Origin of the sequence: Streptomyces sp. NPDC049970, assembly GCF_040660235.1 — a bacterium.
Lineage (GTDB): Bacteria > Actinomycetota > Actinomycetes > Streptomycetales > Streptomycetaceae > Streptomyces.
Genome location: NZ_JBFALP010000022.1, coordinates 93755 through 111995, shown reverse-complemented (window position 1 = coordinate 111995; position 18241 = coordinate 93755). Strand labels below are relative to the sequence as shown.

Annotated in this window: 21 protein-coding genes and 1 pseudogene; 9 read left to right on the top strand and 13 right to left on the bottom strand. The window is 71.6% G+C overall.

Features of this window, described 5'->3' with window-relative positions:
• The 3 genes from AB0I83_RS28225 to AB0I83_RS28215 all read left to right on the top strand — a co-directional run.
• Window positions 1-525 (top strand): P1 family peptidase (locus AB0I83_RS28225; protein ID WP_363306627.1); only part of this gene is annotated, 525 nt, incomplete at its 5' end.
• A gap of 338 nt (window positions 526-863) precedes the next feature.
• On the top strand, window positions 864-2072 hold the full coding sequence (locus AB0I83_RS28220) for an Ig-like domain-containing protein (RefSeq protein ID WP_125497879.1): 1209 nt from the start codon (window positions 864-866) through the stop codon (window positions 2070-2072).
• Window positions 2073-2282: 210 nt separating this feature from the next.
• Window positions 2283-3026: a DUF6227 family protein gene (locus tag AB0I83_RS28215; protein ID WP_125497878.1), complete on the top strand. Its 744-nt coding sequence runs from the start codon at window positions 2283-2285 to the stop codon at window positions 3024-3026.
• Window positions 3027-3104: 78 nt separating this feature from the next.
• Here AB0I83_RS28215 and AB0I83_RS28210 read toward each other — a convergent pair whose 3' ends face one another.
• The 6 genes from AB0I83_RS28210 to AB0I83_RS28185 all read right to left on the bottom strand — a co-directional run bounded on the left by AB0I83_RS28210 (window position 3105) and on the right by AB0I83_RS28185 (window position 7965).
• Window positions 3105-3362 (bottom strand): hypothetical protein, encoded by a 258-nt coding sequence (locus AB0I83_RS28210; protein WP_125497877.1) that lies wholly within the window; start codon window positions 3360-3362, stop codon window positions 3105-3107.
• A gap of 110 nt (window positions 3363-3472) precedes the next feature.
• Entirely contained in the window at window positions 3473-3607 is a 135-nt protein-coding gene (locus AB0I83_RS28205) for a hypothetical protein (RefSeq protein WP_260604089.1), read from the bottom strand.
• Window positions 3608-3704: 97 nt separating this feature from the next.
• Window positions 3705-5735: a fructose-specific PTS transporter subunit EIIC gene (locus AB0I83_RS28200; protein ID WP_363306626.1), complete on the bottom strand. Its 2031-nt coding sequence runs from the start codon at window positions 5733-5735 to the stop codon at window positions 3705-3707.
• Between the two features lie 130 nt (window positions 5736-5865).
• The gene (gene pfkB, locus AB0I83_RS28195) at window positions 5866-6813 is read right to left on the bottom strand and encodes a 1-phosphofructokinase (protein WP_363306625.1); all 948 of its coding nucleotides are present in this window, start codon (window positions 6811-6813) and stop codon (window positions 5866-5868) included.
• On the bottom strand, window positions 6810-7571 hold the full coding sequence (locus tag AB0I83_RS28190; RefSeq protein ID WP_363306634.1) for a DeoR/GlpR family DNA-binding transcription regulator: 762 nt from the start codon (window positions 7569-7571) through the stop codon (window positions 6810-6812). The genes pfkB and AB0I83_RS28190 overlap by 4 nt, the downstream gene beginning before the upstream one ends.
• 139 nt (window positions 7572-7710) lie before the next feature.
• The gene (locus AB0I83_RS28185; protein WP_356532002.1) at window positions 7711-7965 is read right to left on the bottom strand and encodes a DUF6296 family protein; all 255 of its coding nucleotides are present in this window, start codon (window positions 7963-7965) and stop codon (window positions 7711-7713) included.
• A 277-nt stretch (window positions 7966-8242) separates the two neighbouring features.
• On the opposite strand from AB0I83_RS28185, the gene AB0I83_RS28180 reads away from it, so the two are divergent.
• Together AB0I83_RS28180 and AB0I83_RS28175 are read left to right on the top strand one after the other, a co-directional pair.
• A complete protein-coding gene (locus AB0I83_RS28180) occupies window positions 8243-8497 on the top strand; it encodes a DUF5133 domain-containing protein (protein WP_363306624.1) in 255 nt (84 codons plus the stop codon).
• Between the two features lie 229 nt (window positions 8498-8726).
• Window positions 8727-9530, top strand: a complete 804-nt coding sequence (locus tag AB0I83_RS28175) for a PepSY domain-containing protein (RefSeq protein WP_363306623.1) — start codon at window positions 8727-8729, stop codon at window positions 9528-9530.
• A gap of 64 nt (window positions 9531-9594) precedes the next feature.
• Here AB0I83_RS28175 and AB0I83_RS28170 read toward each other — a convergent pair whose 3' ends face one another.
• On the bottom strand, window positions 9595-10104 hold the full coding sequence (locus AB0I83_RS28170) for a GNAT family N-acetyltransferase (protein WP_363306622.1): 510 nt from the start codon (window positions 10102-10104) through the stop codon (window positions 9595-9597).
• Between the two features lie 20 nt (window positions 10105-10124).
• A complete protein-coding gene (locus tag AB0I83_RS28165) occupies window positions 10125-11525 on the bottom strand; it encodes a hypothetical protein (protein ID WP_363306633.1) in 1401 nt (466 codons plus the stop codon).
• Window positions 11526-11879: 354 nt separating this feature from the next.
• On the opposite strand from AB0I83_RS28165, the gene AB0I83_RS28160 reads away from it, so the two are divergent.
• On the top strand, window positions 11880-12911 hold the full coding sequence (locus AB0I83_RS28160) for a hypothetical protein (protein WP_363306621.1): 1032 nt from the start codon (window positions 11880-11882) through the stop codon (window positions 12909-12911).
• A gap of 168 nt (window positions 12912-13079) precedes the next feature.
• Entirely contained in the window at window positions 13080-13847 is a 768-nt protein-coding gene (locus tag AB0I83_RS28155) for an NPP1 family protein (RefSeq protein ID WP_363306620.1), read from the top strand.
• Window positions 13848-13983: 136 nt separating this feature from the next.
• Here AB0I83_RS28155 and AB0I83_RS28150 read toward each other — a convergent pair whose 3' ends face one another.
• Window positions 13984-14406: a PPOX class F420-dependent oxidoreductase gene (locus AB0I83_RS28150; RefSeq protein ID WP_356531992.1), complete on the bottom strand. Its 423-nt coding sequence runs from the start codon at window positions 14404-14406 to the stop codon at window positions 13984-13986.
• Between the two features lie 219 nt (window positions 14407-14625).
• On the opposite strand from AB0I83_RS28150, the gene AB0I83_RS28145 reads away from it, so the two are divergent.
• The gene (locus tag AB0I83_RS28145) at window positions 14626-14892 is read left to right on the top strand and encodes a hypothetical protein (protein WP_356531991.1); all 267 of its coding nucleotides are present in this window, start codon (window positions 14626-14628) and stop codon (window positions 14890-14892) included.
• Window positions 14893-15021: 129 nt separating this feature from the next.
• Here the strand turns inward: AB0I83_RS28145 and AB0I83_RS28140 are convergent, their stop codons facing one another.
• From AB0I83_RS28140 to AB0I83_RS28130, 3 genes and pseudogenes are all read right to left on the bottom strand, one after another.
• Window positions 15022-15225 carry a cold-shock protein gene (locus AB0I83_RS28140; protein WP_356531990.1) on the bottom strand — a complete coding sequence of 68 codons (204 nt, stop codon included), beginning with the start codon at window positions 15223-15225 and terminating at the stop codon, window positions 15022-15024.
• Between the two features lie 84 nt (window positions 15226-15309).
• A pseudogene (locus AB0I83_RS28135) lies at window positions 15310-15531 on the bottom strand (2,3-diaminopropionate biosynthesis protein SbnA); the annotation flags it as partial.
• A gap of 4 nt (window positions 15532-15535) precedes the next feature.
• Window positions 15536-16456, bottom strand: a complete 921-nt coding sequence (locus AB0I83_RS28130) for an AEC family transporter (RefSeq protein WP_363306619.1) — start codon at window positions 16454-16456, stop codon at window positions 15536-15538.
• Between the two features lie 770 nt (window positions 16457-17226).
• On the opposite strand from AB0I83_RS28130, the gene AB0I83_RS28125 reads away from it, so the two are divergent.
• Window positions 17227-17844: a TOPRIM nucleotidyl transferase/hydrolase domain-containing protein gene (locus AB0I83_RS28125; RefSeq protein WP_363306618.1), complete on the top strand. Its 618-nt coding sequence runs from the start codon at window positions 17227-17229 to the stop codon at window positions 17842-17844.
• A gap of 17 nt (window positions 17845-17861) precedes the next feature.
• Here the strand turns inward: AB0I83_RS28125 and AB0I83_RS28120 are convergent, their stop codons facing one another.
• A complete protein-coding gene (locus AB0I83_RS28120; protein ID WP_363306617.1) occupies window positions 17862-18221 on the bottom strand; it encodes a UBP-type zinc finger domain-containing protein in 360 nt (119 codons plus the stop codon).
• Window positions 18222-18241: the final 20 nt, after the last annotated feature.

Genomic DNA, 18241 nt, shown 5'->3' with positions numbered 1-18241 from the left:
GGCACCGCGAGCACCGTGCTCGACTCGGGCGTCACCGTGGCGGCGCTGGAGGTGGCCAACGCGGCCGGCTCGGCGCTGGACCCGGAGACGGGTGTGCTGTACGGGGAGTTGTTCCAGGGCCGGGTGGAGCGTCCCGCCCCGCGGGTGCACCAGGCCGCGCGCCGCCGTCTCGCCGAGGTGGCCGCACGGCAGACGACTCCGCCGCTGAACACCACGCTCGCCGTGGTCGCCACCGACGCGGCCCTGTCGAAGGCGCAGGCCCAGAAGCTGGCGGGCACCGCGCACGACGGCATCGCACGAGCCGTGCGTCCGGTGCATCTGCTCAACGACGGCGACACCGTCTTCGCCCTGGCCACCGGCGCACGCCCGCTGGACGGGGAGCAGCCCCTGGCGCTGAACGACGTCCTCGCGGCGGGCGCGGACACGGTCATCCGCGCGATCGTCAACGCGGTCCGTGCCGCCGAGTCGGTGGACGGGCCGGGCGGCGTCTGGCCGGCGTACGAGGAGCTGTACGGGCCCAGGTGACGGTACGGGCCCCCAGTGACGGTGGGATCCCGCTGACGGCGGGACCCCGCCGTCGGTACGGCGGTGAGTCCCGTGGACGCGGCCGGGCCGCTCCAGGCGGCGTCCGCCGCGCACCGCGGGTTTCCCGTCCGGGCGGCCGGCCGGAAGGCGGCTGCGCGGAGCATCCCCGTGGCGAGCCCTGCGGACCGGCGAACCGACGGGGCGTCACATCGGGATTGTCGCAGTTTCGTCACGCGTGCCCTTCGTGGCGGCTTCCGGCGGAACCGTGGGGGGACCGGCCGCCTCTTCACCTACGCAGTGCAGCCGATCATGACCTCACACCGAATCTGGAGCAGCCCGTGACACGGTCCGACATAACAGCGCGGCGCCTCCTGGGGGCCTGTGCCGCCCTGGTGGTCGGCACCCTCACCCTGACCGGTTGCGGCGGCGACGCCACGGCCGACGAAGGGGGCAAGGACACCGCCAAGACCTCCGAAGCCCGTATCACCATCTCGGCCGAGGACGGTTCGACCGGCGCGTCCATCAACACCACCGGCGTGAAGGTCAGCGGCGGCAAGCTGACCGAGGTGACGATGACCGAGGCGGACTCCGGCGAGACCGTGCCCGGCACCCTGTCGGCGGACGGCACGACGTGGAAGCCGAAGGAGCAGCTGGAGCGCGGCACCAAGTACCGGATCTCGGCGCAGGCGAAGGACGCCGAGGGCCGGCCCGCAGCCGCCAACTCCATCTTCACCACCGTCACCACGGACCACAGCTACATCGGCACCTACACGCCGGACAACGGCACGACGGTCGGCGTCGGCATGCCCGTGTCGTTCACGTTCGACAAGGCCATCACCGACAAGAAGGCCGTGCAGTCGCACATCTCGGTCACCTCCAGCAGCGGCCAGCAGGTGGTGGGGCACTGGTTCAACGCGCAGCGCCTCGACTTCCGCCCGCAGGAGTACTGGAAGGCCGGCTCCAAGGTCACGGTGAAGATCGACCTGGACGGCGTGGAGGGCGCCCCCGGCATCTTCGGCGTGCAGAAGAAGACGGTGACCTTCACCGTGGGCCGTTCGCAGGTCTCCACGGTCGACGCGAACACCCAGACCATGACGGTCGTGCGGGACGGGAAGACCGTCAGGACCATCCCGGTCTCCACGGGCAGCCCCCAGCACACCACCTACAACGGCCAGATGGTGATCTCGGAGAAGTTCGCGCAGACCCGCATGAACAGCCAGACGGTCGGTCTCGGCGGCGAGTACGACATCCCGGACGTGCCGCACGCGATGCGCCTGACCACCTCCGGCACCTTCATCCACGGCAACTACTGGTACAACAAGGGCAATCCGCCCTTCGGCCGCGAGGGCACCAGCCACGGCTGCGTCGGCATGCGCGACGTGCAGGGCGCCCAGGGCGACACCCCCGCCAAGTGGTTCTACGACCACTCCCTCATCGGCGACGTCGTGATCGTCAAGAACTCCCCCGACAAGACGGTCACCCCGGACAACGGGCTCAACGGCTGGAACATGCCGTGGAGCGAGTGGACCGCGGGCAGCGCCGTCTGAGGCGCGCACCACAGATCGCGCAAGTCCCCCTCGAAACACTGTGAACAAGCCGCTGAGCAGCGGATTTCAGCCGTTCCGGGCCGCGCGGGAATTCCTCGCGCGGCCCGTCCGTTTCTCCGCATCATGTTTCCCCGGTTCCCGGACATGAGGCGGGGCCGAGGACTACGGTATGCACCCATCAGGTGACATGCAGCAACGCCAGGAGATGCCTTGAGCGTTCCGTACGAGACGGCGCAGGAGCCGGAACGGTCGCCCGAGTCCCCCGAGGACCATCTCACGCGGCTTCTGGGCCGCGCGCTGAACTCCTTCGAGCTGCCCGACGAGACGATACGGCGTCTGGAGTGCGCCCTGGCCTACGACGGCTCGCTGCACTCCGCGCTGCACAGTGCGGGGCTGCGCCGCGAGACCTACCGCCACACCTGGTTGCTGGCCGACGGGTCCGCACTCACCCTCTGGGAACTCGTGCACACCACCGTGCCCGGCGCGGAGCCGCAGCACGAGGTGTACGTCGACGAGGAGGAACTGCGCACCGCCACCGAGCGGCTGCCGCTCCCGCCCGACACCCCTGCGCTGGACCTCGCGGCGCTGACACAGCTGTCCGTCGTGCCCAGGATGCGGCCCGCCTACATCAGGGAGAACTCCGCCGACCACGCGCGCCGGCTGCTGCGGCGGGCGGAGAACGCCGACCGGCCCGGCGCCGAGATTTCGGCCCTGCTGGCGGCGGCGGCCGGACACCGGATCACGCAGGCGTTCGGCCGCCCCTCCCGCACGTCCCGGCCCGGGCTGCGCTTCTCGCTGTACGCGCACGCGTTCCTGCTGGACGGCGGCAGGGAGCTGACCCTGTGGGAGGTGGAGCACACCGCGACCCCCGACGGCCGGCACATGTGCGAGGTCTACGAGACGGAGGACGCCGCCCGGAACGCCATGGAGCGCAGGGCGGCGCAGGTGCCGTGAGCGGTGCCGGGGCCGTGCGGGAGGACGGCCCCGGCCGACGGGACGGCGGGCCGGACCGGTGCCGCCGTCCCCGCGAGGTCAGTACCCCTCGCCGAGCTGCCGCGCCAGGCCCGCGAAGGCGGCCCGCTCGGCCGGGGTGAGGTCCACGTACTCGCGGTGCGGTCCGGCCCGGCGCTGGGCCGGCAGGACGGGTCGGACGATGCCTCCGGGATGCCTGTGGCGTATCTCGAGACGGAGACCGAACCGGTAACCGGCCAGTCCGACCGCACAGAAGAGGACCAGCGCGGCGGGCAGCACCACACCGAACAACAGCAGGAGCGAGACATGCGCAGGCATGTCTCCAGTGAACACCACGATTCGGGACGACAACCCAGGATCGTGACGTACATCGCAGGTGACGTGAACTACTCACAGCGCCGCAAAGGGACAGCCCGGCGTGCCGTCCGTCACACCGTCGCCGCGTCGCCGCCGGGCACCGTCACCGCGGCACCGCGGTGCGCCGCCATCGCGCCACCGCCGTACACCGTCACCACGTCCCCGCCGTGGGCCGCCTCCGCGCCACCGCCGTACACCGTCACCACGTCCCCGCCGTGTGCCGCCTCCGCAGCACCGCCGTGAGCGGTCCCCGCACCACCGCCGTGAGCGGTCTCCGCACCACCGCCGTGGGCCGCCTTCGCGTCACACCGTCACCGGCTGCGCGACGTCGGCGGAGTCCTCCTGACCGGTGGTCGCCCCGGAGGCGCCTGCCGTGGCGTCCGGTGCGGGCCTGCGCAGTGTCTTCAGCACGATCACCAGGGCCGTGGTCGTGACGACACCTGCGGCGATGGCGACCAGGTACAGCAGCGGGTTGCCGATCAGCGGGACCACGAAGATGCCGCCGTGCGGGGCGCGCAGCGTGGCGCCGAAGGCCATCGACAGAGCGCCGGTGACCGCTCCACCGGCCATCGCCGAGGGGATGACGCGCAACGGATCGGCCGCGGCGAACGGAATGGCGCCCTCGGTGATGAAGGACAGGCCCAGCACCCAGGCGGCCTTGCCGTTCTCGCGTTCGGTGCGGTTGAACAGCCGCCCGCGCACGGTCGTGGCCAGGGCCATCGCCAGCGGCGGCACCATGCCCGCCGCCATCACCGCGCCCATGATCTTCATCGCGCTTCCGGACGGGTCGGACACGGCGATGCCCGCGGTGGCGAAGGTGTAGGCGACCTTGTTGACCGGCCCGCCGAGGTCGAAGCACATCATCAGGCCGAGCAGGGCGCCCAGCAGGACGGCGTTGGTGCCGGTGAGGTCGCTCAGCCAGTCGGTCATCGCCCGCTGCGCGGTGGCGATGGGCTTGCCGATGACGACGAACATCAGGAAGCCGGTCACCGCGGAGGAGAGCAGCGGGATCACCACCACCGGCATGATGCCGCGCATCACCGCCGGTATGCGCACCCGCTGAACGGCCATCACCACGCCGCCGGAGATGAGGCCGGCCGCGAGGCCGCCGAGGAAACCGGCGTCGACGGTGAGCGCGACCGAGCCGCCGACGAACCCGGGCACGAGGCCGGGGCGGTCGGCCATGCCGTAGGCGATGTAACCGGCCAGGACGGGGACGAGGAAGGCGAAGGCGACCTGACCGATCTGGAACAGCAGCGCCGCCCAGCTGCCGGCCTGCGTCCACACGAAGTGGTCCACGACCGAGGGCGCCTTGTCGATCCGGTAGCCGCCGATCGCGAAACCGAGCGCGATCAGCAGGCCGCCCGCCGCGACGAAGGGAACCATGTAGCTGACGCCGGACATGAGCCAGGTGCGCAGCTTGGTGCCGTAGCCGTCGCCGCGTTCCCCGCTCCGCTCCACCGGAGTGCCGGCCCCAGCCCCGCCGGCTCCCGCAGCGTGTGCGGCGGCCGGAGTGGTCTCGCCGCGTGCCGCCTTGCGCCGTACCTCGTCGATGAGTTCGCCGGGCCGGTTGATGCCCGCGGCGACCCGGACGTCGACGGTGGGTTTCCCGGCGAAGCGGTCCTTGTCCCGCACGGGGACGTCGTGCGCGAAGATCACCCCGTCCGCGGCCGCGATCACGGCCGGGTCGAGCCGGGTGAAGCCGGCCGATCCCTGGGTCTCGACCACCACCTCGACGCCCGCCGCCCGTCCGGCGTTCTCCAGCGCCTCGGCCGCCATGTATGTGTGCGCGATGCCGGTGGGACAGGAGGTGACGGCGACGATCCGGAACGGCTCGTCGGCCTCCTCGGCCGTTTCCTCCTCCGGCCCCGGTCGGTCAGCCGCGGAGGGGATCCGCTCGCCGCGGATCAGGCCCGCGGCGGCCGCGGGGTCGCCCTCCGCCCGTAGCGCACCGGTGAACCCGGAGTCCGACAGCCGCCGCGCCAGGCTCGACAGGATGGCCAGGTGGTCGTCGTCCGCGCCCGCCGGCGCGGCTATCAGGAAGACGAGGTCCGCGGGCCCGTCGGCGGCGCCGAAGTCGATGCCCCGTGCGCTGCGGCCGAAGGCCAGTGTCGGTTCGGTGACGTGCAGGCTCCGGCAGTGCGGAATGCCTATGCCGCCGTCCAGACCGGTCGGCATCAGGGCCTCGCGTGCCGCCACGTCGGCGAGGAAGCCGTCGAGGTCGGTCACACGGCCGGCCGCGACCATCCGTTCGGCCAGTGAACGGGCGGCCAGGCTCTTCGTCTCGGCGGACAGGTCGAGATCGACCAGTTCCGCGGTGATCAGCTCACTCATCGCGGGGCTCCTTGCTCGGCTACCGCCCGGGGGGACGGTGCGGGGGACGGGTACGTCGTGCGGCTGGACGGGGGTACGGCGGTCAGGAGTTCGGCGGTCGTGGTCGGGAACAGGGCCGGTGTGACGCCGGTCAGGGCGCCCGCTCCGTAAGGGCAAGGTCCACGGGGATGTCGGCGCTGGTGAAGACGGCCGACGGATCGAGGTCCGCCGGTGCCGGCATCACACTTCCCGGCAGCCGCACGGCGGCGGCCCCGTGCGCCACCGCGGCGCCCAGCGCGTCCCGGCCCTCGCCGCCGGCGGACAGGAACCCCGCGAGCGAGGCGTCCCCCGCGCCGACGTCACTGCGCACCGCGTCGACCCGCGCTCGTGCGAAGAACGCCCCGGACGGTTCCACGAGCAGCTGCCCGACGGAGCCCAGGCTGGCCAGTACGGACCGTGCTCCGCGCTCGCAGAGCTCCCGCGCCGCTCCGAGCGCGTCACCGACCGTCGCGAGCGGACGGCCCACGGCCTCGGCGAGTTCGTCCCTGTTCGGCTTGACCACGTCGGGCCGTTCGCCCAGCGCCGCCGCCAGCGCCGCACCGGAGGTGTCGAGCGCGATCCGTACGCCGGCCCGGTGGCTGCGGGCGACCAGCTCGGCGTACCACCGCGGCGGCAGCCCGCGCGGCAGGCTTCCGCAGCAGGCGATCCAGTCCGCGCCGGCCGACCGGTCCCGGACGGTGTCGAGCAGCCGCTCGGCCTCGGCGGGGGTGATCTCGGGCCCCGTCGCGTTGACCTTGGTGAGCGTGCCGTCGGGTTCGACGAGGGTCACGTTGACCCGGGTGCTGCCGTTGATGGGTACCCCGGCCGCCTCGATACCGTGTTCACCGAGGAGCCGGGAGAGCAACGCGCCCTCGGGCCCGCCCAGCGGAGCGACAGCGACCGTGCGGTGTCCGGCGGCTGCGACGGCGCGGGAGACGTTGACTCCCTTGCCGCCCGGATCGACGCGGTCCGTGGTCGCCCGCAGGACGGTGCCGCGGATGAGCCCGGGCAGTTCGTACGTGCGGTCCAGGCTCGGATTGGGGGTGACGGTGAGGATCATGCGCGCACCACTTCCGTGCCCCGGCTCTCGATGGCGCGGGCGTCCTCGGGGCTCAGCCCCGTATCGGTGATCAGCAGGTCCACGTCCGAGAGATCGCCGAACCGTGCGAAGTGCTCCTGACCGTACTTGCCGGAGTCCGCGAGGAGGATCACTCTCCGGGCCGCCGCGATCACCGCTCGCTTCACCGCGGCCTCGGCAAGGTCCGGGGTCGTCAGGCCGTGCTCGGGTGAGAACCCGTTCGTGGCGAGGAGGACGACGTCGGCGTTGATCTCCGCGTACGCGCTGAGCGCCCAGGCGTCGACGGCGGCCCGGGTGCGGTGCCGGACCCGGCCGCCGACCAGGTGCAGTGCGATCCCCGGGTGGTCCGAGAGGCGTGCGGCCACCGGCAGGGCGTGCGTGACCACGGTGAGAGAGGAGTCGACCGGGACGGCGGCCGCCAGCCTGACGGTCGTCGTCCCGGCGTCGATGATGACGTTTCCCTCAGCGGGGAGCTCGCCCAGCGCGGCTGCGGCGATACGGTCCTTCTCGTCGGCGGCCACGGTGTCGCGTTCGGCCAGATCCGGCTCGAACCCCGGCCGCCCGGCCGGAATCGCACCGCCGTGGACCCGGCGCAGCAGCCCAGCCCTGTCGAGGACCTTGAGATCCCGCCGCACGGTCTCGGCGGTCACCTGGAACTGCGCGGCGAGGGAGAGCACATCGACGCGGCCGCTCTCGCCGGCGATACGGAGGATCTCTTGCTGCCGCTCCGGTGCGTACATGTGGTTACGTTTCCGTTTCATGCCCGAGTCTGTGGTTTCACCGGCAGACTACGGTCCCACCTCGGGAAAGTAAACACATTCGGGCGAGGTGTGGGCATGAGCGGACTTCAGGCGAACCGGCGGCGGGCCGGGAACGGCGTCACCCCTCGCGACGCCCGGCCGCCCCGGGGCTCAGCGGGCGGGCGAGCAGCGGCACCCCCAGAGCCTGGTGGCCGCCGCTGGCCTGCATGCGCACCTCGCCGCGCTCGCTGATCTCGGCGCGCACGATTCCTGTCTCGTCGGCGTAGACGGGGTAACCGCCCGCGCCGGAACGCGCCGTCAGGTGGACGACCACCACGTCGTCCGTGGCACCCGTCGCCTGGAAGATGAGTTCGTAACTCTCCGGATAATCCATGATCGACCTCCGACCGGGCGCGGCAGCATCCGCTCGCCCGTCACCTCCATTGTTTCCCACCCGCGCCCGCTGCGCCCGGGAGCGCGGACCGTGTGACCTTCGGTGACTGGGGATGCGGAATGCGTGAGGCGGAGCGACCATCATCTGCAAGGGATCGGACGCGTGCCGCCGGCTTCGCACGGCCACCCGGGGGACGCCAGGCGGAACCGCCGGCGCGATCGGACTTCGTCGGTGCGGGGCCCACGGGCTCCCGGCCGTCCTGTGGAGAGGAACTGCCGTGCTGATGGCCAATCCCGCAACGCTGCGGAGTCTCGTCAAGCGCTACGAGGCACTGCGTAGCGCCCACGCACGGCTTGGTACGTCCGAGAGCGTCCGCCGGCTCGAGGACGTCTCCTACACCCTGTGCGTCACCACCGGCACGCGGACCGTCCCCGACGCCCTCACGGTCGCTGCCGCACAGCTGCGGGGCGTGCCGTCCACGGGCTCACCGGGCCCGGCGCAGGCACCCGCCGAGGTCCAGCTGACCGCCTGAGGCCGCACCCCCGTCGCACCGGCCCCGCGCGCGGTCGTGACCTGGCGAAGGGACTTCGCCGTACCGACGTGGACGACGCCTGTTCCCCCGATCCGGCGTCATCCGTATGCCCGGACGTCCCCGGTCACGAGGTGCCGGCCATGGCGAACGGGCGGACGGCGACGTCGATCGGGTGATACCCGCAGGTCGGACAACATGACTGTTCGCCGAGGCGGCTAGGCATGCGGGTATGAGATTTGAGACCCGTCGAAACAAGACCGTTTCCCCGCGCACGCGCCGCCTCCGCGTCGTCGGCGTCCTGTGCGCCGCTCTTGCCGCCACCCTCGTGACCGGTTGCGGGCAGGAGGGCGGCGACAAGACCGCCGCCGCCACCTCCGAGGCCGCGAAGGTCCTTCCGAAGCAGACGACCTCCCCTTCCGGCAGCGCCAGCCCCTCGGGGACGGCGCAGCTGACCGAGGAGCAGACGAAGCGCAAGGACCTGCTGTCGACCGTCAAGGTCACGTTCGACAAGGCCGCCACGACAGCCGTCGGTGAGGTGTCCGGTGGCAAGCTGACCGATCTCGACCTCGAGGGCCTCGACGACGACAGCGACGACAGCGCCAGCCCGAGTCCCGAGGGCAGTTCCAGCCCCGGCGCCAGCCCGAGCGGGACCGGCAGCCCGAGCCCGAGCGGCAGTTCCACCGGTCCCAAGTGGGTCGCCGAGGTCGCCGAGGCGGACGGCACCGCGCACGAGGTCACCGTCGACGCGGTGACGGGGAAGGTCATCGACTCGGGGCCGGACGCCGAACAGAGCGATGCCGACAAGCAGAAGCTCGCGGACCAGCTCGCCCAGGTGAAGCAGACGCCCGAGCAGGCGGCCAAGGTCGCCACGGACAAGCAGGACGGCACCGTCACCTCCGTCGCGCTCGACGAGAACGACAGTCAGGTCCTCGTCTGGCAGGTGGAGGTGGTCACCGCGGACTGGAACAAGACCACCTTCGACGTGGACGCGGCCAAGGGCACGATCACGGACGAGCAGGTCGACGACGACTGATCACGGCACTCCAGGAGCCGCACCCCCGGCGGCGTACCGCATCGCGGTGCGCCGCCGGAGTGCGTCACGGGCGAGCCGGTCGGGGGCTCGGGTCCGCCAGGTCGCGGGTGAAGAGCAGCCCTGGCTTTCCCATCAGCGTGATCGCGCCCGCCTCCGCGAATCCCGTGCGGGCGAGCACCGCCCTCGAACCCGCGTTGTCCACCGTCGTCCGGGCCCGCAGCGCGGTCAGCCCGTACTCGGCGAAGGCCAGTGCACAGACCTCACGGACCGCCGACGTCGCCAGACCCCGTCCGGTGGCACGCTCGGCGACGCGGTATCCGAGCTCGGCCGAACCTCCGGCGACACCGACCAGGTTGACCCGTCCCAGCACGGTCCCGTCGTCCTCGGCCAGGACGTGGAAGTGGTCCGTCCCGGCGGCCTGTTCGGCCAGCAACCCGGCGTGACGCGCGTCGAATCCGGCGAAGAACTCGTCCCCCCTGTCGGGAACCGAGGCGGCGAAGAAGGCGCGGTTCTCACGCTCGAAGGCGAGCAGGGCCGGAGCGTGATCGGCACGCAGGCGTTCGACGGCGGTCATACGGCGACGATACACAGCCCTCAGGGAGCGATTCCGATGCCCTCGATCCCGCTCCACCCCCTCTCCTGGGCCCGTGTCATCGCGGGCCAGTGCGTCGCACCGGGCCGCGGGTCCACCCGAGAGGCATACGGGGCGGGGACGTGGTCCGGCCGGAAGAAGCAGCCGGTCCCGTAGACGGCGTCGAAGGCGGGGCATCGGGAGGCGACCGACTCCGGCGACGGCTTCCGGCCGGTCCGGACCCACGCCGACAGGGCGGAGACCGCACCGGCGTACTCCGACGTGCTCAGCCCGCTGTGCTCGCTCTCCTGGGTGAAGGTCTGAACGAGGTGGCGCTGTCGGTGAGTTCCGGTGAGGCTGTCCAGGTAGGCCGCCTCGTGCTCGACGAAGGCTGTGGGGTCGTCGATGGCGTGCAGGGTGAGTACCGGAATTCCGACCGCTCCGGTCAGATCGCTGTCGTACGAGAGATCACGCCGCGCGGAGGGGTCCGCGGCGAACCTCTCCACGCCGGCGTTGAGCGCCGCGTCGTCGTGGGAACCGCTGTAGCGCACGTGCTCGTTGCTGAAGGGACTGCGCAGGCCGACCCGCTTCACGATGTCGCGGAAGGTGAACGTCGCGAAGCCGAGGTGCGATTCGAGCGTGCGCTCGGGGATCTTCGTCACGGCCAGGATGTCGTCCAGGTTCCGCTGCTGGACGGGCGTCCGGTCCGCCGCCGGCGATGCGTAACCCGTGCACTCCTCAAGCCTCGCACGCAGGCCGGCGTGGGTCATGGCCGAGTCCTCGCGGAGCCCCTTCCACAGCGGGTACGACGGCTCCGACGGACGGGGATGGTTGCGGCAGTAGTACTGGTACACGACGCGGAGGTCCACCCGGTAGTCGTAGCCCCGGGAGCCGCCCGCGAGAACCCCGTTGGTGAGCAGGGCGCCGTCATAGGGGGAGTGGGCTCCGGTGCCGTACATCTCGATGGTCTTCGCGGCCACGTTGCCGCCCCAGGACTGCCCGTGGACCAGCGTGGTCGCAGGACGGCCGAACTCCTTCGTGAACAGCCGGCGCAGACTCTCCGTGTCCGAGGCGGCCATCCGCGTGCCGTATCCGCCTCGGCGATAGGCCGAACCCGCCCAGGCGTAGCCCTGGTCGACCATCACCGACCAGCGCGCGAGGTCGTCCGAGCTGCGCCGCGGGTCCGATTCCGCGCCCAGGTCGGGTCCCCCGTGGGCGTGGAGCACCAGTGTTCGGTTCCACTCGCGGGGGACGGCGACCGTGTAGTGGGCGCCGTGCGCGTCCTGTCCCGAGTAGCACCTCGCCCCAGCCGTGAGCTCCGCCGGGCAGGGGGTCGGCGCGGGTGCTCCGACCGCCGCCGCCGAGGGATGCGCCGGGCCGACGAGACACGCGGCGAGGATGCCCGCAACACAGCCGGCCGACATGGTGCGCGCCCGGCGGTGGGCGGTCCGTCCCCGCGAGAAACGGGAACCCTTCCTGAGGAGCAAGGTGGACACGCTGCTGCTTCCTGGCTTCTCTGTCCTGTGCATGGCCGCTGATGCTAGCCACGCGCGGTTCATCGGTCAGGGGTCTGGTCATTGCGTTCATATCGTTCACCCGGCGGGGCGTTCGCGCCCCGCCCCACTCGTCGGAACGGGTGGTGACCTCGCGCCCCCGCGCGCGTTGTACTCGATGTGCCTCCTTCCTCGCCCAGCTCGTCCCACGCTCCCGCGGCCCCGGCCCTGAGGAGCGCTCCGCCTTCCTTCCTGCTCACGCCCGGCCAAGGAGAGGCCGCGCGCGTGCTCCTGGCCTATGTGAGTTCGCTGTCCCTCGAGGACGCCGACGCGCAGCTGCTCGCTCTCGTCGTCGCGATCCGCGCGGCCCGTGGCGGCATCGGCAACATCACGGGTCAGGACCTTCGCTCCCTGCGCCTCGCAGATGCCGAGGCAGCGGTCACCGCCGTCGGCGCTCTGGGCTGGCAGGGGCAGGAACGGCTCCTCGGGGACGATCTCGTCACGCCCGTCGCGGTCAGGGTCCCGGACCTCGCGGACCGGCCCGAGCGCCGGCTCCCCTTCGGCAAGGTGATGCGCTCCCGCGTGTCGGGGTGGGCGAGCCGGACCGTGTCCGCCAAGCCCGTCAAGAAGACCTCCACCGCCGCCCGGCTCGCAGCCCTGTACCTGGCCGCCCACTGGCCGGTGGACGAGTACGCCACCCTGCCCCGGAACATGCCCGAAGGGTGCCGGGCCGCCGTTCCCGAACTGCTCGCCAAGGGCTTCGTGCTGGAACTCGAAGGCGACCGTTACCTGTTGGGGGAGTCGGTGCGGCATCTGTCGGGGATGCGGCCGCTGCCCGTCATCGCGCCACGCCCCCTCGAAGAGGTGCGACCGCAGAGCTGGGACGAGTGGAAGGCGGGGGTGAGCGTTGCCCTGCGGCGCCACGTGGCGGCGGTCGAGGGATGCCCCGAGTGCGCCCTGTCGACCGCCAGGGTGTCCGAGGCGTTCATGCGCAAGGCGGTTCCCGCCCAGTTCGATGAGAAGGTGCGTGCGGCCTGTGCGGCCTGGGAAGTCAGGTATCCCGAACAGGGCCCCGTCGCAGCCGATTTCGCCGCCGCGTTCCGCGTGGCACATGGCCACGGTCCTTCCGTCAAGCAGCTCTGCAAGGGGCTGGGCTGGGGGAAGATGTCCCGAGACCTGCGGATCTTCGTCGTCCGCCGTCTCATCGCCGACGGGTGGCTGACGAACACCGATCCGGTTCCGTGGACCCTGCGCCCCGGCCGTGCCGCTCAGGCCGCGTCGGCGGCTCCCGCTCCCGCTGCCGGACGGTCTCGCTGAGCGTGCGGGTCTGCCGACCCGTCAGGGTGTGCTGCCCGCGCGGCGGCTGACCACCCGTCGCCGCCGGTTCCCCCACCTCTCCGTCGCCCTGCGGGGTTCGATGCGAATGCGATGGGCATGCCAAGCGTAGTCGCGTGTCCCCCGCCACGCGCCGACCGGGAGGACGAAGTGAAAATCAGCGCACCGATCCGCAAGGCCTCGCTCGTGGTGAGCAGCGCCGTCGTGCTGGTCGTCGGAACCGCAGGCAGCGCGCTCGCCGCCCCACCGGGCGCGTTGCCCGCGAACGCGGACGCGATGGAGCAGACGTTCCAGCCCGCCTTCGACTACGACACGGACGGCTGCTATCCCACACCCGCCATCGGTACCGACGGAACGATAGCGCCCGGCCTTAAAACCACCGGTGCCGTCAACGGGAGTTGCCGTGACGCCGTGGATCTGGACAACACCAACGGCTACGCCCGATCGAAGTGCAACAACGGGTGGTGCGCGATCATGTACGGCCTCTACTTCGAGAAGGACCAGGCCGTGGCCGGCAGCGGACTCGGTGGGCACCGGCACGACTGGGAGCACGTCGTGGTGTGGGTGCAGAACAACGAGGCGCGCTACGTGTCCACCTCCGCCCACGGCGACTTCGACGTACACGGGCGTGAGGCGATCCGCTGGGACGGAACACACCCCAAGATCGTCTACCACAAGGACGGACTGGGCACCCACTGCTTCCGTGCCGCGAACGCCAACGACGAGCCCCCGGAGAACCACTACGGTACGTGGCGGTTCCCCGCGCTCGTGGGATGGAACGGCTACCCGGCCGGGCTCCGGGACCGGCTGAGCCAGGCGGACTTCGGCAGCGCGGTCTTCGGCCTCAAGGACGGCAACTTCAACAGCCACCTGGAGAAGGCCGAACCGGCGGGCATCCCCTTCGACTCCAACGCCTGACGCGGGCCGGACGAAGCCGACGGGGGCGGGGCCTGCACACGTGACCTGTGCACGCCCCGCCCCCACGGGTCATGCCCCGCACACCTGGCCGGACGGACGGTCCTGGCGAAGCCGGGGCACGGCCCCGTCCGACAGGTCAGGTCGCGGCCTGGGAGCTGTCCCGGAAACCACCCCAGCCGTGCCAGCGATCGATCTCGATCCATGCGCTGACCCGGCCGCGGTCACGCTCCGCGTACGGCTGACCGAGGTACTGCTGGGACAACCTGTCGATGTCGGCCAGGCCCTCGTCGTCGCGCATCTCGGTGACGCGCCCGATGAGGGTCACATGGGTGTACCAGTCGCCGTCGTCGATGACCGTCAGGGTGACCCGGGGATCCCGGCGTACATGGTCGAGCCGCTTGCGGCCCTCGTCCATGTTGACCAGCACCCGGCCGTCGTCCCAGAGATACCAGGTGGCCGTGGACACGGGCTGTCCGTCCGCACGCAGGGTGGCGATGACAGCCGGGTTGGGCTTGCGCAGCATGGCGATCGCGGCGTCGGGAAGCGGGGGCTTCGACATGTTCTCTCCTCGGTCTCGTGCTGCGCCCCCTGCGGGTGCGAACGAACCACGCCGGGTGGTTCCGAGGGCGCGCCTCCACGCTGCCACACCGCGTGCGCGGCATCCGTGACCGCCCCTCGGCGGCGGGTGCGCCGAACCGTTGCGCCGCCCCGCGGCCGAAGGCCCCCTCACACAACCTCGCGACGCACGATTGTCGGTGGTGGCTGTGATGCTGGAGTCATGGACGAACTGATGAGGCTGCGTGTCTACGGCGCAGACCACGACGACCCCGATCCGGGGCCCAGGCCCGGCCACGTCTACGCGCAGTTGGTGGGCGGCCCGCTGGACGGACTGCTCCTGGACGTGACCGGCTGGCCCGAGGACCGCCGCGCGGCGGGAGCCGTGCTCGGCACGGAGCTCGGGAGGTTCGGCCCGGGCGGACGCGCCGTCTACGGCCCGACAGCCGCCGACCCCGACCGGTGGGCGTGGGAAGCGGACAGCCCATGACGCCGGCCACGGCACTCAACCACACGGTCGGCTTGCCGCCGGACGGCCTGCTCACGATCCAGGTCCGGTGGACGGGTGTGGTGGACGCGCGTCCTGCGGCGGCCACCACACCCGTCGCGTGCCTTTCGGTCAGCCCCGCACGATGTTCTGTGCCTGAGGGCCCTTCTGCCCCTGGCCGATGTCGAAGGTGACGTGCTCACCCTCCGTCAACTCGCGGTAGCCGGTCCCGTTGATCTCCGAGTAGTGCGCGAAGACGTCGGGGCCCCCGCCCTCCTGGGAGATGAAACCGAAGCCCTTTTCGGAGTTGAACCACTTCACGGTGCCGCTCGCCATACCGTTCTTCCTTCGGTCCATGCCGGGAGCAGCCCCGCGTGGAGCCTGCTCCGGCTCCTGCGACGACAGGAGCCACCAGCCGTTCTACCCAGGCTCCGGTCCGCTTATCCGACGTACGGCTTCGGCGTCGAGAGGACCGTCGCCGTAGAGGTCCTGGGCCCATGTGCCCTGGTACACGGTGTCGAGGCAGCGCTCCCCGAGGTCCACCGCCACCGCGGTGAGGTCCCGTCCCCCGGCGGGACAGCCGGTCGACCGCCCGCTCACCACCGTGCCGGTCGAACAGCCGAACAGGGAGCCCCGCTTCGCCCGTTCATCCCAGGAGAGCGGCGATGGTGATCAGTGCAGGGACTGATACGGCGGTGGACAGCAGGATGGACTCCCGGGCGAGCTGTTCGGCCACCTTGTACTGCGAGGCATAGGTGTAGAGGTTCTGGGCGGCCGGAAGCGCGGAGGTGACGACGACGTCCAGCAGTGCCGCGCCGTGCAGATGGAAGACGCCTGCCCCCAGGCTCCAGGCCACCAGCGGCTGGGCCGTCGTCTTGAGGGCGGCCGACAGGGCGATGGCCGGCCGGTTGTCCCCTCGTGCGGGCAGGCCGCTGCCTCTCAGGGAGATGCCGAAGGCCAGCAGGACCGCCGGTACGGACATGTTGCCTATGAGGGTGAGGGGTTCGAGGGCCGGTTGCGGGACGGTCCACCCCGAAGCCGCGACTGCCGCGCCCGTCAGCGAGCCGACCGCCATCGGGTTCCGGAGCGGGGTCGTGAGGCGACGCCGGAGCGGGACCCGCTCACCGCTCCGGTTCAGGTCGAGGACGGTCAGCGCGAGCGGTGTGACGATGATCTGCTGGAAGAGGAGTATCGGGGCCACGAGGGAGGCGTCGCCCAGCACGTAGACGGCGATCGGGATGCCGAGGTTGCCGGCGTTGACGTAGCTGGAGCACAGGGCGCCGATGGTGATGTGACCCGTGCCCCAGCCCCGCAGGAGTCCGATGGTGATGAACACGGAGGCCGCGGCTGCCGTACTGGCAGCGGTGACGAGGAGCCGTTCGGAGAGGATGACCGACAGGTCCGCGCCCGCCAGAGTGGTGAAGAGCAGGGCGGGGGTGGCGACGTTGAACGCGAGACCGGTCAGAACCGGTCGTGCGTCGTCTCCCAGACTCCCGCGTCGCCCGAGAAGGTAGCCGACGGCTATGACGACCGCGATCACCGCGAAACCGGTGAGGACTCCCTGCATGACTTCCTTGCTGCTGGATCCGGCACCGTCGGCCGACGCGTGGAGCCCCGGTCGGTCCGGGCTCCGGACAGCCGCAGCCGCCCGCACCGCGGCCTGCCCCGGAGCCCCGAACAGCTGTGAGCGGGCTGGACGGCCGACCCTCCCGTCTCGTCGCCGACCCCTGTGCCCCGAGGAGAGCGCGACGGGATCAGTGGCTCCGCAGAGCGCCCCCGCGGCGTGAGCTGCGGCACCTCTTCCCCGGCCGCAGCCCTCAGAGCCCGACGGGCCTCGGCGCTCGCCGGCAACGCGCACACCGGAGTCACCGTGCGGTGGCTGTCGGGCCCGACAACGACGCCCCGGCAGTCGGCGTCGACCCCGGTGGGCTCGGTGAGCAGGACTCCCGGCGCTGGCGCAACTCCACCGCGGATACCTCGGAGACCGGGAGTCGCTCCCGCAGGGCGACCAATCGGTCCTCCCGGTCCTCGGGAGCGCTGAACCGCGACCGACGCACACGGACGGTGCGGGCGACGACGGTCGGCCGGGCGATTCCGGTGGAGCTCCCCTGTTCCTACACCCTGCTCGTACACCACCAAGGAATCGAGGGTCGATCCCCACCTCTGCGCCGCCTCGGCCGTCATCTGATCCGCCCCCGTCCGCATCGGTCGAAGCCTACGCCCGCACGGTCCGCGGATCCGCGTCGAGTCCCGAGCGGTCGGCCCGGTCGCTCACTGCCCGGCAGCCGCCGGAAATCGCCTGGCGTGGTGGCCCGGTAAGGCGGAGACTGTCGTCCCGTGACTGACATGGGGGAGTTCCGGGAAGCGGTCACCGCGTGGGCGGCCGGTGGCGACGGCGATCCCGCACGCGTCCTCGCGGACCGACTGTACGTCAGGTCGGCCGTCCTGCTCGAAGGACCGAGTGACGCCGCGGCGCTCAGCGCGTCGGCCGCGCGCCGCGGCAGGAACCTGGCCGCCGAAGGTGTCTGCGTCCTGCCGATGGGCGGTGCGATGAGTGTCGCGCGGTTCGCCCACATCCTGGGGCCACCCGGGCTGGGGCTCCGCCTCACGGGACTGTGCGACGAGGCGGAGCGCCGCTACTACGCCCGCGGTCTTGAGCGGGCCGGAGCGGGGGAGCAGGAGTTCTTCGTGTGCGCGGCGGATCTGGAGGACGAACTCATCCGGGCGCTGGGTGTGAGCCGGGTGGAGGAGCTGGTCCGGGCGGAGGGCGATGTTCGCGCCCTGCGGACCTTCGTGCGGCAGCCCGCCCAACAGGGCCGCGCCGCGCACCAGCAGTTGCGCCGCTTCCTGGGCACGAAGAAGGGACGCAAGATCCACTACGGCCGTGTGCTCGTCGAGGCCCTCGAACCCGACCGCCTCCCCGCTCCACTGGAAGACCTGCTCACCAGTCTCTGAGCGCTGCCGTCGCCCAATCAGTTCAGGTGCCGCTGCCAGTCCGCCGGAACGGCCCCTGCCGGTCCGGGAACCGGCTGCTCGGGAGGGTGCGAGGTGGGGGAGGCGAGCGGCGGCCCCTCGAAGACCTGCTGCGTCTCGAAGCTGTAGTACCAGTCCTCGCCCGGCTCGAAGCTGGCGATGAAGGGGTGCCCAGCCGTCCGGAAGTGCTTGGTCCCGTGCTGGGAGGGGGAGGAGTCGCAGCATCCGACATGCCCGCACTCGGTGCAGCGCCGCAGGTGGAACCACCACCCGGGTCCGTCCCCGGACACACAGTCGGCGCAGCCCTCGCCGCTCGGGGCCACCTGCGGGTTGATACCGGTTACGGGTTCGTCGGACACCGGTGCGCTCCTCTACACGG

Coding starts and splice junctions, on each gene's coding strand:
- AB0I83_RS28145 (WP_356531991.1), top strand. CDS start 14,626: ATGGACGAACTGATGAGGCTGCGTGTCTACGGCGCAGACCACGACGAC.
- AB0I83_RS28185 (WP_356532002.1), bottom strand. CDS start 7,965: ATGGATTATCCGGAGAGTTACGAACTCATCTTCCAGGCGACGGGTGCC.
- AB0I83_RS28190 (WP_363306634.1), bottom strand. CDS start 7,571: ATGTACGCACCGGAGCGGCAGCAAGAGATCCTCCGTATCGCCGGCGAG.
- AB0I83_RS28140 (WP_356531990.1), bottom strand. CDS start 15,225: ATGGCGAGCGGCACCGTGAAGTGGTTCAACTCCGAAAAGGGCTTCGGT.
- AB0I83_RS28165 (WP_363306633.1), bottom strand. CDS start 11,525: ATGTCGGCCGGCTGTGTTGCGGGCATCCTCGCCGCGTGTCTCGTCGGC.
- AB0I83_RS28210 (WP_125497877.1), bottom strand. CDS start 3,362: ATGCCTGCGCATGTCTCGCTCCTGCTGTTGTTCGGTGTGGTGCTGCCC.
- AB0I83_RS28175 (WP_363306623.1), top strand. CDS start 8,727: ATGAGATTTGAGACCCGTCGAAACAAGACCGTTTCCCCGCGCACGCGC.
- AB0I83_RS28150 (WP_356531992.1), bottom strand. CDS start 14,406: ATGTCGAAGCCCCCGCTTCCCGACGCCGCGATCGCCATGCTGCGCAAG.
- AB0I83_RS28130 (WP_363306619.1), bottom strand. CDS start 16,456: ATGCAGGGAGTCCTCACCGGTTTCGCGGTGATCGCGGTCGTCATAGCC.
- AB0I83_RS28170 (WP_363306622.1), bottom strand. CDS start 10,104: ATGACCGCCGTCGAACGCCTGCGTGCCGATCACGCTCCGGCCCTGCTC.
- pfkB (WP_363306625.1), bottom strand. CDS start 6,813: ATGATCCTCACCGTCACCCCCAATCCGAGCCTGGACCGCACGTACGAA.
- AB0I83_RS28200 (WP_363306626.1), bottom strand. CDS start 5,735: ATGAGTGAGCTGATCACCGCGGAACTGGTCGATCTCGACCTGTCCGCC.